Consider the following 15,163-nt stretch of genomic DNA (forward strand, 5'->3'; position numbering starts at 1 on the left):
GCTCGCCACCTCGCCCGGCCTGCTGCTGCTCGACGAGCCGCTGTCGGCGCTCGACGCGCGGGTGCGCGTGCGGCTGCGCCAAGAGATCCGCGCGCTGCAGCAGCGGCTCGGCGTGACGACGATCATGGTCACGCACGACCAGGAAGAAGCGCTGTCGATGGCCGACCGCATCGTCGTGATGAACCACGGCGTGATCGAGCAGATCGGCACGCCGCTCGAAATCTACCGGCAGCCCGCGTCGCCGTTCGTCGCGGACTTCATCGGCCGCGTCAACACGATCCCCGCCGAAGTCGCGCAGGACGGCACGCTGCGCGCGGGCACGGTCGGCCTCGACTGCCGCCATGGCACGGCACGCCCCGCGCAAGGCGCGGCGGTGTCGGTCTACGTGCGGCCCGAGGACCTGCGCATCCGCGTGCCGGGAGAAACGGCCGACAACGTGCTGGCCGGCCGCGTCGAAAAGCTCGAATTCCTCGGCGCGTTCTGCCGCGTGAGCTTCCGGATCGACGGGCTCGACGGCCAGGAGATCGTCGCCGACCTGTCGTATCACGACGTCGACCGCACCGGCGTCCAGGCCGGCGCGCGCATCGACCTCGCGCTCGATCGCGAGCATGTCCGCGTGTTCCCGAGCGCGAAGGAGCGACTGCAATGAGCACCGTCCTGACCGAGCGCCGCCGCGGCGCCTCCGCCCCCGCCGACGTGCGGCAGATCACGCACTGGCACGACCGCATCGCGCAGCTCGCGCTGCTGGCGATGGCCGCGCTGATGTCGATGTTCCTGCTGCTGCCGCTCGCGCTCGTCGTGCAGAAATGCTTCGTCGATGCGGACGGACGCTTCGTCGGCGCGCACAACTTCATCGAGTATCTCGAGGACAGCGGCGTGCTGCGCTCGATGCTGCATTCGCTGACGGTCGGCGCGCTCGTCACGTCGATCGTCGTGCCGATGGCGTTCACGTTCGCGTACGCGCTGACCCGCTCGTGCATGCCGTTCAAGAACGCCGCGCGTACCGTCGCGCTGTTGCCGCTGCTCGCGCCGACGCTGTTGTCCGCGGTGTCGTTCATCTACTGGTTCGGCAACGCGGGGCTGTTGAAGCCGCTGCTGCACGGCCATTCGATCTACGGGCTGCCGGGCATCGTGCTGAGCATGGTGTACGCGTCGTTCCCGCACGTGCTGATGATTCTCGTCACCGCGCTGTCGCTGGCGGACGGCCGGCTCTACGAGGCCGCCGACGCGATGGGTACGAGCCGCATGCGCAAGTTCTTCACGATCACGCTGCCCGGCGCGAAGTACGGGCTGATCAGCGCGACGATGGTGGCGTTCACGATGTGCATCAACGACTTCGGCGTGCCGGTCGTGATCGGCGGCTCGTACAACGTGCTGTCGACCGACATCTACAAGCTGATCATCGGCCTGCAGGACTTCAACCGCAGCGCGGTCGTAAGCCTGATGCTGCTGTGCCCGGCGCTGGTCGCGTTCGGCGTCGACTTCTTCATCCGCCGCCGCCAGCAGTCGCAGCTCGGCGCACGCTCGACGCCGTACCAGCCGAAGCCGTCGCGCGGCTTCGACGCCGCGATGCTCGCGTACTGCGGCATCGTGTGCGCGTTCTTCATCGCGGTGGTCGGCATCTCGGTGTTCGCGTCGTTCGTGAAGTTCTGGCCGTACCAGATGAGCCTCGGGCTGCAGCACTACAAGATGGGGCTGATCGGCGCCGGCATCTTCGACGCGTACAAGAACAGCCTGCGGATGGCCGCGACCGTCGCGCTCGGCGGCACGATCGTCGTGTTCGGCGGCGCATACCTGATCGAGAAGACGCGCGGCGCGCGCTGGCTGCGCGGCTTCATCGCCCTGTGCGCGATCCTGCCGATGGGCGTGCCGGGGCTCGTGCTCGGCATCAGCTACATCTTCCTGTTCAACGCGCCCGGCAACCCGCTGAACGGGCTGTACGGCTCGCTGTGGTTGCTCGCGATCGTCACGGTGGTGCACTACTACGCATCGAGCCACCTGACCGCCGTCACCGCGCTCAGGCAGATCGACAGCGAGTTCGAGGCCGTGTCCGCGTCGCTGAAGGTGCCGTTCTACAAGACCTTCCTGCGCGTGACCGTGCCCGTGTGCCTGCCCGCGATCCTGCTGATCGCGCGCTACCTGTTCGTCAACGGGATGACGACTGTCTCGGCCGTCGCGTTCCTCTACTCGCCCGACACGCAGCCCGCGTCGGTCGCGATCCTGAACCTCGACGACGCGGGCCAGATGGGCCCGGCCGCCGCGATGGCCACGCTCGTGCTCGCGACCTCGTCGTTCGCCTGCGTGCTGTTCGCGTGCATCTCGCATCGACTGTTGCGCCGCACGCAGGCCTGGCGCAACCCGCATCGCCACTGACTTTTTAGCCGCATTCACGTGACGTCCCGACTTCATCAAGGAGACACCATGACGCTCGCCGCCCAGCCCATCCTGCTCACCCCCGGCCCCCTGACGACCTCCGACACCACGCGCGACGCGATGCTGCGCGACTGGGGATCGTGGGACAGCGACTTCAACGCGATCACCGCGCGGCTGCGCGAACGCCTGCTGCAGATCGTGCACGGCGAAGGCACGCACGAATGCGTGCCGCTGCAAGGCAGCGGCACGTTCTCGGTCGAAGCGGCACTCGGCACGCTCGTGCCGCGCGACGGCCACGTGCTCGTGCCGAACAACGGCGCGTACTGCCAGCGCATCGCAAAGATCTGCCGCGTGCTCGGCCGCCAACTGACGACGATCGACTACAGCGAGGATCGCCGCGTCGATCCGGCCGACGTCGAGCGCGCGCTCGTCGCCGATCCGACCATCACGCACGTCGCGCTCGTGCACTGCGAAACGGGCGCCGGCGTGCTGAACCCGCTGCACGACATCGCGCAGGTCGTCGCGAAGCACGGCCGCGCACTGATCGTCGATGCGATGAGCTCGTTCGGCGCGATCGACATCGACGCGCGCACGACGCCGTTCGACGCGGTGATCGCGGCGTCCGGCAAATGCCTCGAAGGCGTGCCGGGGCTCGGCTTCGTGATCGCGAAACGCAGCACGCTCGAACGCTGCGAAGGCAACAGTCACTCGCTCGCGATGGATCTGTACGACCAGTGGGCCTACATGCAGCGCACGACGCAGTGGCGCTTCACGCCGCCGACGCACGTGGTCGCGGCGCTCGACGCAGCCGTCGCGCAATACGTCGACGAAGGCGGGCTCGCCGCGCGCGGCGGCCGCTACCAGCGCAACTATCGCGCGCTGATCGACGGGATGCTGGCGCTCGGCTTCCGGCCGTTCCTCGATCCGGCGATCCAGGCGCCGATCATCGTCACGTTCCATGCGCCGGACGATCCGAACTACGACTTCAAGCGGTTCTACCAGGAGGTCAAGAAGCGCGGCTACATCCTGTATCCGGGCAAGCTGACCGAGGTCGAGACGTTCCGGGTCGGCTGCATCGGCCACTTCGGCGCAGCCGGCATCCCGGGCGCCGTCGCCGCGATCGCCGACACGCTGCGGGCGATGGGCGTGCGCCGCGTGTCGGCCGAAGCAGCCGCCTGACGTGACGCACTACGACGTGACGTGAGGTACCCCGCCGCATGCACGTTCGCATGCGGAGGCCATTTTTTTCCGGCCGTGCGCGGCACGGCCCCGCCCCTTTTCGACGAACCCTCCCATGCGACCCTTCTGGATCGAACAAGCGCTGTTCAACGACGGCGATCTCGCCCCCGCGCTGCAAGGTGCGACGCAGGCCGACGTGTGCATCGTCGGCGGCGGCTTCACCGGGCTCTGGACCGCGATCCAGGCGAAGCAGCAGAACCCCGCGCTCGACATCGCGATCGTCGAGGCCGACCTGTGTGGCGCCGGCGCGAGCGGTCGCAACGGCGGCTGCCTGCTCACGTGGTCCGCAAAATTCCTGACGCTGCGACGGCTGTTCGGCGAAGCCGAGGCGATCCGGCTCGTGAAGGCATCCGAAGCGGCCGTGCAGCACATCGCCGATTTCTGCCGCGCGCACGACATCGATGCCGAGCTACGGCTCGACGGCACGCTGTACACCGCGACGTCGCGCGCGCAGGTCGGCACGCTCGCGCCGGTGCTCGACGCGCTCGCCGCGTGCGGCATCCACAGCTACGAGCCGCTGCCGCCCGCGGAAGTCGCACGCCGTTCGGGGTCCGCACGCAATCTCGACGGCGTCTACTCGCCGATCGCCGCGACCGTGCATCCCGGCAAGCTCGTGCGCGGGCTGCGCCGCGTCGCGCTCGCGATGGGCATCCGGATCTATGAACGCACGCCGATGCTCGACTTCACGCCCGGGCAGCCGGCTGTCGTGCGCACGCCGTCCGGCAGCGTGCGCGCGGGCAAGCTCGTGTTCGCGATCAATGCGTGGATGGCGAGCCGCTTCCCGCAGTTCGAGCGCACGATCGCGGTCGTGTCGAGCGACATGGTCATCACCGAGAAATGCCCGGAACTGCTTGAGAAGACCGGGCTCGTGGACGGCGTGTCGGTGCTCGATTCGCGGATCTTCGTCTACTACTACCGCACCACCGCCGACGGGCGGCTGATGCTCGGCAAGGGCGGCAACACGTTCTCGTGGCGCAGCCGCATCGCGCCCGTGTTCGACCGGCGCTCGCCGTACGAGGCGCAGCTCACGCAAAGCCTGCGCGAGTTCTTTCCGTCGCTCGCGGGCGTGCCGGTCACGGCGAGCTGGAACGGGCCGTCGGATCGCTCGGTCACCGGCTTCCCGTTCTTCGGCCGCCTCGACGACGCGCCGAACGTGTTCTACGGCTTCGGCTATTCGGGCAACGGCGTGGGGCCGACCTACATGGGCGGGCAGATCCTGTCGTCGCTCGTGCTCGGCCTCGATAACGCGTGGACGCGCAGCCCGATCGTGCGCGGCCCGCTGGGGGCGTTCCCGCCGGAGCCGATCCGCTATGTCGGCGCGCACGTCGTGCGCAATGCGATCCGCCGCAAGGAGCGCGCGGAAGACGAGAGCCGGCAGCCGGCTGTTGTCGACACGTGGCTCGCGAAGTTCGCGAGCGCGGCCGGGAAGGCCGACAAGGCGTGACCGTCAGGACAATGCGATAGGGGAAGAAGAACGCGACCGGCTCGCCAGGACTGTCGCGTCGCCGTTCTTTTAGCTCACCCGTCTCGTGGAAAACGAAGAAGGGAAGCCCCTCCATAGAACACGTCAAATCACTGACGCTGCGTTTATTAAAATTAGACGGATCATTATCCATATAACCCCATCCAAATAAGACATGTCTTAATGAAAGACGAATTGACGAGGCGTGCACTGCGAGGCATGCATTTATGCCACTTCATTATCTCGATTTTATTACCCGAAACAGCATGCTAGGATTTCATGCGTCCAGGAGAGAATGAATTCATCACGATTTTCATGTGCCAATCATCCACCATTGAAGTCTTGATAAGTGACTCCCGATCCGTCTCACGAGGATCGCAGTTCGGGCGCGCCGCGATCGCAATCGATGGAGTCGTATATGGCAGGGCACACCCGGGATGGGACGTTGATAACGTCTTGAATTACCTGAATCGTCAGCAAACCAAGATGCAACGCGATACGATCGGCTATCTCATTCATGCATCGGAGCGCGAGAAAGACGTTGTAATTTCTGAGATAAGAAAAAAGGCGACACGAAAACAAGCGCTACTCTCTCATCGATAACAATTGCTCATCGAATATAGCCGAAGTACTTGGCAAGGCGGGAATTCTCGCTCACGACCCGAGATGGCAACTCCCGGGTATCATAGCCCCTGCGGATTTGATGACAGGTCTGCGCCATTCAAAGCGATTGATTGGAATCCGACGATATCCCAAACGATGACGCGCCTTCTGCTATTGGCCATACTCACTGTGATGATCAGTGGGTGCTCAAAATATAGAGATGAGAAATGGACAGCGCTTCAGGATATGCCTGCCTTCGCCGAACCAAACGACGATAGAACCCAACCGGTCTTCACGGTCAGGAAAGGCGAGCCTTGCGCTCCACTAGCAGATCGCACTGCCAAGGTTTACGCATACACTCAAGTGCATTGCCAATCCGGCACAGGCTGGGTTCTGGACGATTTCTTCGATAAACGCGGCGGCAAATAATCGCGAGCCGGCGATCGCCGCATTCGGCCCGGGCACCGTCGATTTCGCCCCGATCCGCGACACCTGCTGCGCCCACTCACGCGCCGGCTTTCTCCCGCGCCGACTTGCCCGTCGAGGGCAACCCCTGCTCGTGCGTGCGACGCATCCGCTCGAGACCGTGCGACACGTGCTCGCGCACGAGCGCCACCGCCTGCTCTTCATCGCCGCCCGCGAGCGCCTGCACAATCTTGTCGTGCTCGGCCGCGGACACGGCGATCGCATCCTCCTCGGCCTCGATCGCGGCCTGGCGCAACAGGCCGAGCTGGCGCACGAGCCGGCGGTAGGTATCGGTGAGGTGCGTATTGCCGACGCCGACGACCATCGCGTCGTGGAACTGCACGTTCAGCTCGGTGTAGCGCGTGACGTCGTGCGTCTTCGCGGCGTCCTTCATCGACTGGATGATGCCCTTCAGCACCTTCAGCGTGTCGGGCGAGATGCGCTTCGCGAGCGCGCGCGCGACCGACTCGTCGAGCATCGCACGCACTTCGTAGATCTCCTCCGCCTCGCGCAGCGGTACGACGCGCACCGTCACGCCGCGGTTCTTCTCGTTGCGCAGCAAGCCGGCCTGTTCGAGCGCGCGGAATGCTTCGCGCACGGGGCCGCGCGACACGTTCAGCTTGGTCGCGATCTCGACTTCGTTGAGCTTCTCGCCAGGGGCGTATTCGCCGGAGACGATCGCGCGCTCGAGCATGTCCTGGACGATCATCGCAAGCGACTGGCTTTGCAGGAGTTCGATGGCGCTGAGCGCGTTCGGGGCTGTCATGGTCGGGCAGGCAGCAAGGCTGCGGTAGAAAACGAGGGCGCCATATCGGCGAATGATCCTTATATATCCTCGGCCCGACACATTGTCAACAGTTTTCAGTCTCCAAAAGCCAATTCCGCCTGCCGGAACGCCACTGAAACGCAGCCGGCAGGCGGTGGTCGCGCGGCGGGCAGACTTCACCCGGATCGCGCGACACATGCCGGCCGTCAGGCCGTCGTGTGCTTCACCGGCCCCGGATCGCTTTGGCTCGGCCGGCCCGTCTCGACGTGGCCCGCGAAGCGGCGCACGACCTTGTCGTCGCCGCCGCGCAGCGTCGTCGCGGTGATCGTCAGATCGTACCAGCCGTGGCTCGACGACAGCTCGAAGTGATCCTCGATGCGTTCGCCCGGCTCCAGCGTGTAGGTTCGCGCATGCTTGTGGCTGTATGCGTTGTCGACCGTCACGCGGCACGTCGCGCGCCCGCTGTTGCGCAGTTGCAGGTACACGTGACGATTGCGCACGTCGTAGCCGATCCGCGCTTCGGCGTTCGCATGGCGGCCGTCCGTCGCTAGCCGCGTGTTGCCCTGGAACTCGCACAGATAGCCGTTCGGGCCGTAGGCCGCGAGATGATAGTCGCCGCGTGCGGCCGACGTGTTCCACGTGTCGACGAAGCGGTCGTGCGCGGACACAGCGTAGCGGCGCGGGGGCGTCGTCGGGTTGCGGCGGTCGTACACGTAGAACGCGGCGCCTGCGTCACCGGTGTTCGCGAAGTCGAGCGACACGCTGTCGTCATGCCCGCTCACGCGGCTGTGCACGAACAGCTCATACGGCAGAGCACGTGCCGGACGCGTGCCGGGCTCCTGCGCCGGCATCGACTGCTGCGCGGGCACCTGGTACGCCTGGCCGGCCGTCGCGATGTGCTGCGGCACCGTGAAGCTCACCGTGCGCGTGTCGGGGCGCGCGGAGAAGTCGAATGCCGACGTGAGGTCGCCGCAGATCGAGCGACGCCATGCGCTGATGTTCGGCTCCTTCACGCCGAAACGCGCTTCGAGGAAACGCAGCACCGACGTATGGTCGAACGTCTCCGAGCACACCCAGCCGCCCTTCGTCCACGGCGAGATGATGATCAGCGGCACGCGCGGCCCGAGGCCGATCGGCTGGATGCCGCCCGGGTCCGCACCCGGTACGAGCGGGCTCATTTCGCCCGGGTACTTGTTCAGGTCGAGCAGTTCGTCGCCGAGATTCGACAGCAGGTTCGACGACACGATGCCCTGGCCACCCACGCCGCTCGTCACCGGCGGCACCGGCGGCACGACGTGGTCGAACAGCCCGTCGTTCTCGTCGTAGTTCAGGATGAACACCGTCTTCGCCCACACTTCCGGGTTCGACGTCAGCGCCTCGAGCACCATGTTGATGTAGAACGCGCCGTCGGTCGGCGATGCCTGCGGGTGCTCGCTGTACTTGTACGGCGACACGATCCACGACACCTGCGGCAGCCGGTTCGCCTGCACGTCGGCCTTCAGCTCGGCGAGCGTGTGATCCGATGCGCCCTTGTCGACCAGCGGGCCGCTCGCGCCTTCCTTCACCTGGAAGCGCTTGAAGAACATCAGCGAGTTGTCGGTGTAGTTGTCGGTCGGGTCGCCCGGGATGCCCGTGCCGCCCTGGTACACCTTCCAGCTGATCTTCGCGTTCTCGAGGCGTTCCGCATAGGTCGTCCACGTGTAGCCGTTGGTATCGTCACGCTCGCCGATGCCCGGGCCGTTCGGCGGGTTGCCGTAGATGTTGCGCGGGTCGACCGTACCGGTCCACAGGTAGATGCGGTTCGGCGCGGTGTCGGCGTGCGCGGAACAGAAGTACGAATCGCAGATCGTGAACGCGTCGGCCAGCGCGTAGTGGTACGTGAGATCCTGGCGCTTCAGGTAGCCCATCGTCAGCACGTCCTGCTTCTGGTTCACCCACTGGTCCCACTGGCCGTTGTTCCAGGACAGGTGGCCGCTGCTCCAGCCGTGGTTGGTGCCCGGCTGGAATTCGGTCGTCTGCTTCGGATCGAGGTAGAACGGCAGCACGTACGGCGCCGACGGATCGAGGCCGCGCGAATGGTAGTTCTTCGTGAACACCGACGCCGGCGGCTGCTGCCACACCGGTGCACCGCTCGGCAGCAGGTGCGGGCGCGGATCGTTGAAGCCGCGCACGCCGCGCAGCCCGCCGAAGTAATGGTCGAACGAACGGTTTTCCTGCATGAAGATCACGACGTGTTCGACGTCGCGAATCGTGCCCGTGCGATAGGCGGCCGGCATCGCCAGCGCATTGCGGATCGCGGGCGGAAAGCCCGCGTAGGCGGCCATCGCGCCGGCCGACTGCGCGGCGAGGCGCAGGAAATCGCGTCGATTGTTCGAGGACATGAAGAGAACCCTGTTGTCGGTAGGAGTGGGGCGCCGGTCGAGCGGGGCCGGCGGTGGTGCGTTGCCGTTATTACCCCGCATCGGCGTGTCCCGGCCGTGACCGGTTACCGCAGGTTTCTTTTGGTTACCCACAGGAATTTTTTCGAAGCGGCCCACGACGCGCCTTTCATCCGGCCGACATACGCATGCGCTACGCTGACGCGCGATACAGAGGGGAGAAGCCGAGTCGTGTTCGATCAGCTGAAGGCGTTCCACGCGACCGTCCGGCAGGGCAGCATCACGCGCGCCGCGCGCCACCTGGGCGTGAGCCAGCCGACGATTGCCGCGCAGATCCGGCAGGTCGAGCAGGTGTACGGCGTCGAGCTGTTCTACCGCAGCGGCCGCAAGCTCGAGGTCACCGAGACGGGCATCGAGCTGCTGCCGCTCGTCGAGAAGATGATTGCGCTCGAGGCGCAGGCCGACATCATGCTGCGCAACGTCGGCGGCCTGTTCGAAGGCCACCTGCGGATCGGTGCGACGGGGCCGTACTACATCATGGACGCGGTCGGCCGCTTCTCGAACGCGCATCCGTCGATCGCGCTCACGTGCCGGATCGGCAACTCCGAGGAAATCCTGCAGGCGCTGCAGGAATTTCGCATCGACCTCGCCGTCTCGTCGCAGCGCAACGATGCCGACGGCCTCGAACGCAAGGTGATCTCGACCGACCCGCTCGTGCTGGTCGTGCATCGCAACCATCCGCTCGCGCGTTTCGACGCGATCGATCCGGCGCAGCTCGCCGACGTGCGGCTGCTGATTCGCGAGGAAGGCTCGGTCACGCGCCGCTGCACGGAGACGATTCTCGAAACGGCCGGTGTCGCGGCCGTCTCGGTGGCCGAGATCGGCAGCCGCGAAGCGATCCGCGAGGCGATCCTGCACGGCGTGGGTGGCAGCCTGTTTCCGCTCGGCGAGGCCGAACGTCATCCGGATTTGCGCGTGATCGCGCTGCGCGGCGTCGACACGACGATCGACGAATACGTGTACTACCTGAAAGCGCGCCGCCAGAGCCCGGCGATCGACGCATTCCTCGCGTGCATCCTGCCGGCCGGCGGCGACGCGGCCGCGGCGGATGAAGCAGGACGAACGGCGCGGCGGGCGAACGCGCGCTGAACTGCCGCGCGTTCGCCGGTTCCGCACGTTACTGGCGCTTTTCCCGCGCCTTCCCTCGTTTTTCCTCGTGCCTTCCTTCTGTCGTTGCGCTCACATCATTTCGGCAATGCCGGAATCATCCACGTCAACACGTGCTGCTGCAGGAACACGAGCACGCCGAGCAGCAGCGTGAGGATCACGCTGTGCCAGAACGTGCGCGCGAACACGACACCTTCCTGCCCTTTCAGATCGGTCGTCGACACACCCGTCGCGATGTTCTGCGGCGAGATCATCTTCCCCATCACGCCGCCCGACGAGTTGGTCGCGGCCATCAGCACCGGGTCGAGGCCGAGCTGCCGCGCGGCGACGACCTGCAGGTTGCCGAACAGCGCGTTGCCCGACGTGTCGCTGCCGGACAGGAACACGGCGATCCAGCCGAGCGACGCGGACACCAGCGGGAACAGCGCGCCGGTCGACGCGACGCCGGTGCCGAGCGTGTAGCTGATTCCCGAGTAGTTCAGCAGGTACGCGAGCCCGACGATCATCATCACCGTGACGATCGCGATCCACGTCTGCCGCCAGGTCTTGACCACGCATTCGAAGAACGCGCCGACGCCGGTGCGCGTCAGCGCGGCCGTGATGATCGCCGACACCAGGATCGCGGTGCCCGTGCCGAGCGGCTGGAAGTCCCAGATCGCCGCATAGGGCTTGTGGTACAGCGACACGAACACGGCGTTGTGCAGGCCCGGCCACTTGATCTTCACGTCGCCGATCGTCGCGATGTTCGCGTGCACCCACACGATCACGACGACCGACACGACGAGCCACGGCAGCCAGCCGCCGAAGCCCGCCCGCGCGGCGCCGGCCGTTGCCGGCACGCTGCGCGCGAGTGCGTATTGCGGATCGGGCTGCGGCTTCCACACCTGCAGGAAGCCGATCGTGACGATCAGCGACGAGAGTGACGACAGCACGTCGGTGAGCTGGTAGCCGAGGAAGTTCGACGTGACGAACTGCGCGATCGCGAAGCTGCCGCCCGACACGAGCAGCGCCGGCCACAGTTTCGAAATCGAGCGCAGCCCGCCGTACGCGCCGACCACGTAGAACGGCAGCAGCAGCGCGAAGAACGGCAACTGGCGGCCGACCATCTGCGCGAGTGTCGCGGGCGGCAGCGACGTGACCGCGCCGAGCACGGTGATCGGCACGCCGAGCGCGCCGAACGCGACCGGTGCCGTGTTGAACAGCAGCGTATAGGTGAGTGCTTCGAGCGCGGGGAAACCGAGCGCGATCAGGAGTGCGCTCGTGATCGCGACCGGCGTGCCGAATCCCGAGATCCCTTCGAGCAGGCAGCCGAACGAGAACGCGACGACGAGCAGCACGAGGCGGCGATCGTCGGGCAGGTTGTCGAGCATCCACTGCCGGAACTGGTCGAAGCGGCCTGACTTCACCGCGATGTTGTACAGCAGCAGCGCGTTGAAGACGATCCACATCACGGGCACGACCGCGAGCGCCATGCCCGCACCGACCGCGTTGAACGCGAGCCCGGCCGGCATGCCCCACGCGCCGATCGCGACCGCGAGGCCGGCGACGAGCCCGGCGAGCGACGCCTGCCACGCTGGGCGGCGCAGCACGCCGAGCGCGATCAGCGCGACCGCGATCGGGATCGCGGCGACGAGGAAGGACAGCAGCAGCGAGTTGGCGACTGGCGTCAATGGCTGTGCGAAGACGATGCCGGGCGGTAGGGCGTCGGTGGGGTTCATCGTGTCTCCTGTCGGCCAGAGTTGGCGCTTCAGCGCTTACTCTGGCCCCATGGCGTGGTTGGTTGGAGTTGGCGCTTCAGCGCTTACTCCAACCCCACGGCGGTCGATCCGAGTTGGCGCTTTAGCGCCTACTCGGATCCCATGCCGTGGCTGGGTGGAGTTGGCGCTTCAGCGCTTACTCCAACCCCACGGCGGTCGGCCAGAGTTGGCGCTTCAGCGCTCACTCCAACCCCACGGCGGTCGATCCGAGTTGGCGCTTTAGCGCTTACTTGGGTCCCATGGCGTGGCTGGATGGAGTTGGCGCTTCAGCACCTACTCGGGTCCCATGCCTCGTTCGATCAACCCGGGCTGGCACGTCGCCCCCCGGATTCAATTCACCTCAACGTTCTGCAGTCGCAACAACGACCAGACGCTTGCGCACGCAACGACGTCGCACGGCCAACCGATCAGTCGCTTAAAAGAGGTTAGGAGGCGCGCGGCGCTTGTACAAGGGGGACAAGCCCGATGCGTGCCGACCCGATACATACCAGTTGCCACACGCTGACCGGCAGCGGGCGAGCCGCTGTCGCGTTCGACAGGAAACCCACTGCGAGCGGCTCACCTGCGCAATGTTGCACATGCGGCAAAGGTGCCTGACGGCGGGCGGGATGTTTCGTTTGGCGTCCGAAGCCTAGACTGGTCGCATCGATTCCGCCCACGCCGGCTACGGCAGGCACGGCACCGGAACCTCACGGAGTAAACACGATGAAGACGATGAAACAGGCGGCCTGCGCATGCGTACTGATCAGCGCGGCCTTCGCCGCTCACGCGCAGGCCGCGTCGACGCTGACGCGCGCCGAGGTCCGCCAGGAACTCGTGGAGCTGCAGGCCGCCGGCTACCGGACGAGCCTCGCTAGCAGTCCCGACTTTCCGGACAACATGCAGGCGATCATGCGCCGTGCCGCGCAAGCGCGCGGCGAAGACGCCGGCTACGGCAGCGAAGGCGGGGCAAACGTGGAATCGGGCAAGCCGGCGCTGCCGCACGCGATCGATCGCGGCACATACGCACACCATTGACGGCTGATCGAACCGGATCGAGCGCACAACGGAGCGCCCCGACCGGCGACGGAGATAAGCAGCGTGCACCGCGCCGACCGACGCGGTGCACGTGCGCCAGGCATTACACGCTGAAGCGGTTCAACGTATAGGCGCGATAGGCCGCGACGAACGCATCGAACGATCCGGCCTCCTTCGCTTCGAGCTCGGCCTGCTCGGCCAGCGATTTCGCAGCGAGCGCCTGCTCGGTGCGCAGCGTATCGGCCGACGGCGGATGCGCGCGGAAATGCGCGGCATGCGCTTCGCTCTGCGCCAGCGCGAACCCGAGGAACGACTGACCGCGTTCGCGCATCGTGCGCAACACGTGCGCGGACGGCGTGCGCTCCGGATCGGCGAGCTTCTCGCGTTGCGCGGCGATCGCGCGCACGTGCTCGTCGCCGCCGCGGATTTCGTCGAGACGACGGCCGACGGTTTCGATATCGGCCATCAGCTCGTCCGCCCACACCTGCATCGTGACCGGCTGGCCGTCGCGCTGCAGCGTGAGACCTGGCTTGCGCCCTTCCATCGTCACGCTGCCGAAGTTCGCGTTCGCTTCCTTGTACGCGGGACAGTCGAGCGCCGGGCTCTCGTCGAGCGCGCACGCGAGCAGGAACGCGTCGATGAAGCGCGCCGTTTCCAGCGCGATGCCGGTCGGCTCGAACGGATCGATGTCGAGGCAGCGCACCTCGATGTACTGCACGCCGCGCGACGCGAGCGCATGCAGCGGCCGCTCGCCCGAATACGTGACGCGCTTCGGCCGGATCGTCGAGTAGAACTCGTTTTCGATCTGCAGCACGTTCGTGTTGATCTGGATCCACTCGCCGTCGCGATGCGTGCCGATCGCCTCGTAGGCCGGATACGGCTCGCTCACGGCCTTCGACAGCGCGTCGAGATAGCCGGGCAACGTGTTGTAGTCGACGTGCAGCGCGGCCTGGGCGGTCGTGTTGGAGTAGCCGAGATCGCTCATCCGCAGGCTCGTCGCATACGGCAGATACAGCGTATCGGCGTCGAACGTGTCGAGCTTGTGCGGCTTGCCGCGCAGGAACTTCGTGTCGAGCGCTGGCGACGCGCCGAACAGGTACATCAGCAGCCAGCTGCGGCGGCGGAAGTTGCGGATCTGCGCGAGATAGCGCTCCGACTGGTAATCGACGAGCGTGGCCGTCGAGCCTTCTTCCGCATGCAGGCGCCGCCACACTTCCTCGTGCAGCGAGTAGTTGTAGTGGATGCCGGCGATGCACTGCATCGTGCGACCGTAGCGATACGCGAGGCCGCGCCGGTACACCGTCTTCAGGCGGCCGATGTTCGACGTGCCGTAGTCGGCGATCGGGATCTGGTCGTCGGCCGGCAGCAGGCCGGGCATCGAGTCGTTCCACAGCATCTCGTCGCCGAGCGACGCATACACGTAGCGATGCAGATCGTCGAGGCGTTCAAGCGTGATCGCGGCGTCGCCTTCCGCGGGCGTGATCAGCTCGATCAGCGCTTCGGAATAGTCGGTCGTCAGCGACGGATGCGTGAGCGCCGAACCGAGCGCGCGCGGATGCGGCGTGAACGCGATCATCCCGTCGCGCGTCACGCGCAGGCTTTCCTTTTCGATGCCGCGCAGGCCGTCGGGCAGATGCTGCCGCGTCGGGCCCGAGCTCAGCGCTTCGAGGCGATTCAGCAGCAGTTCGGACTGGCGGTGAGTCATGGTGTTCGACATGGAGACGCAAGTGCGTGACGGCCGCGCGCAGAACGCCGCGCGCGGCCGGCTGGATTGTTGGTCGCTTCGTTGGTAGCGGGCACTTTAACATCTCGCCGAAACACGCGCTTGAGGTGGCTCCGGGCACGGTGCGCGGGCCGGAGCGGGCCGCCGGGCGGGAGATCGGAAGAGCGTGGGGGAGGGAAAGGGGGTATAACGCGGGTGATAGCGCGGGGGTCT

Annotated in this window: 10 protein-coding genes; 6 read left to right on the plus strand and 4 right to left on the minus strand. The window is 66.3% G+C overall.

Features of this window, described 5'->3' with window-relative positions; genetic code table 11:
- The 4 genes from G3N99_RS20850 to G3N99_RS20865 form a co-directional block, all read left to right on the plus strand.
- Positions 1–649, plus strand: a 649-nt coding sequence (locus tag G3N99_RS20850; RefSeq protein WP_206123356.1) for a TOBE domain-containing protein, incomplete at its 5' end; no start/stop codon positions are given.
- Positions 646–2,373, plus strand: coding sequence for a putative 2-aminoethylphosphonate ABC transporter permease subunit (locus tag G3N99_RS20855; protein ID WP_174937364.1), 1,728 nt, complete (start codon positions 646–648; stop codon positions 2,371–2,373). The genes G3N99_RS20850 and G3N99_RS20855, both read left to right, overlap by 4 nt.
- A gap of 48 nt (positions 2,374–2,421) precedes the next feature.
- The gene (locus tag G3N99_RS20860) at positions 2,422–3,552 is read left to right on the plus strand and encodes a 2-aminoethylphosphonate--pyruvate transaminase (protein ID WP_206123357.1); all 1,131 of its coding nucleotides are present in this window, start codon (positions 2,422–2,424) and stop codon (positions 3,550–3,552) included.
- Positions 3,553–3,667: 115 nt separating this feature from the next.
- Positions 3,668–5,056 (plus strand): FAD-dependent oxidoreductase, encoded by a 1,389-nt coding sequence (locus tag G3N99_RS20865; RefSeq protein ID WP_174937360.1) that lies wholly within the window; start codon positions 3,668–3,670, stop codon positions 5,054–5,056.
- 1,126 nt (positions 5,057–6,182) lie between these two features.
- Here the strand turns inward: G3N99_RS20865 and G3N99_RS20870 are convergent.
- Entirely contained in the window at positions 6,183–6,908 is a 726-nt protein-coding gene (locus tag G3N99_RS20870) for a phosphonate utilization associated transcriptional regulator (RefSeq protein ID WP_174942537.1), read from the minus strand.
- A gap of 206 nt (positions 6,909–7,114) precedes the next feature.
- Positions 7,115–9,289, minus strand: a complete 2,175-nt coding sequence (locus tag G3N99_RS20875) for a phospholipase C, phosphocholine-specific (protein WP_174942534.1) — start codon at positions 9,287–9,289, stop codon at positions 7,115–7,117.
- A gap of 228 nt (positions 9,290–9,517) precedes the next feature.
- Here G3N99_RS20875 and G3N99_RS20880 point away from each other — a divergent pair, with 228 nt between their 5' ends.
- Positions 9,518–10,435 carry a LysR family transcriptional regulator gene (locus tag G3N99_RS20880; protein WP_206123358.1) on the plus strand — a complete coding sequence of 306 codons (918 nt, stop codon included), beginning with the start codon at positions 9,518–9,520 and terminating at the stop codon, positions 10,433–10,435.
- Positions 10,436–10,530: 95 nt separating this feature from the next.
- On the opposite strand, the gene G3N99_RS20885 is transcribed toward G3N99_RS20880, so the two are convergent.
- A complete protein-coding gene (locus tag G3N99_RS20885; protein ID WP_174942528.1) occupies positions 10,531–12,171 on the minus strand; it encodes an L-lactate permease in 1,641 nt (546 codons plus the stop codon).
- 744 nt (positions 12,172–12,915) lie between these two features.
- Between G3N99_RS20885 and G3N99_RS20890 the strand changes: the two genes are divergently transcribed.
- Positions 12,916–13,227 carry a DUF4148 domain-containing protein gene (locus G3N99_RS20890; RefSeq protein WP_206123359.1) on the plus strand — a complete coding sequence of 104 codons (312 nt, stop codon included), beginning with the start codon at positions 12,916–12,918 and terminating at the stop codon, positions 13,225–13,227.
- 103 nt (positions 13,228–13,330) lie between these two features.
- Here the strand turns inward: G3N99_RS20890 and gshA are convergent, their stop codons facing one another.
- Positions 13,331–14,944, minus strand: coding sequence for a glutamate--cysteine ligase (gene gshA, locus G3N99_RS20895; RefSeq protein WP_206123360.1), 1,614 nt, complete (start codon positions 14,942–14,944; stop codon positions 13,331–13,333).
- Between the last annotated feature and the right edge of the window lie 219 nt (positions 14,945–15,163).

Origin of the sequence: Burkholderia sp. Ac-20392 (assembly GCF_017104585.1) — a bacterium.
In the GTDB taxonomy this organism is placed as follows: Bacteria; Pseudomonadota; Gammaproteobacteria; order Burkholderiales; family Burkholderiaceae; genus Burkholderia; species Burkholderia lata.

What these genes read in the sequence shown, in the direction of transcription:
- G3N99_RS20855 (WP_174937364.1), top strand. Translation starts at nt 646, where the DNA reads ATGAGCACCGTCCTGACCGAGCGCCGCCGCGGCGCCTCCGCCCCCGCC.
- G3N99_RS20860 (WP_206123357.1), top strand. Translation starts at nt 2,422, where the DNA reads ATGACGCTCGCCGCCCAGCCCATCCTGCTCACCCCCGGCCCCCTGACG.
- G3N99_RS20865 (WP_174937360.1), top strand. Translation starts at nt 3,668, where the DNA reads ATGCGACCCTTCTGGATCGAACAAGCGCTGTTCAACGACGGCGATCTC.
- G3N99_RS20870 (WP_174942537.1), bottom strand. Translation starts at nt 6,908, where the DNA reads ATGACAGCCCCGAACGCGCTCAGCGCCATCGAACTCCTGCAAAGCCAG.
- G3N99_RS20875 (WP_174942534.1), bottom strand. Translation starts at nt 9,289, where the DNA reads ATGTCCTCGAACAATCGACGCGATTTCCTGCGCCTCGCCGCGCAGTCG.
- G3N99_RS20885 (WP_174942528.1), bottom strand. Translation starts at nt 12,171, where the DNA reads ATGAACCCCACCGACGCCCTACCGCCCGGCATCGTCTTCGCACAGCCA.
- G3N99_RS20890 (WP_206123359.1), top strand. Translation starts at nt 12,916, where the DNA reads ATGAAGACGATGAAACAGGCGGCCTGCGCATGCGTACTGATCAGCGCG.
- gshA (WP_206123360.1), bottom strand. Translation starts at nt 14,944, where the DNA reads ATGTCGAACACCATGACTCACCGCCAGTCCGAACTGCTGCTGAATCGC.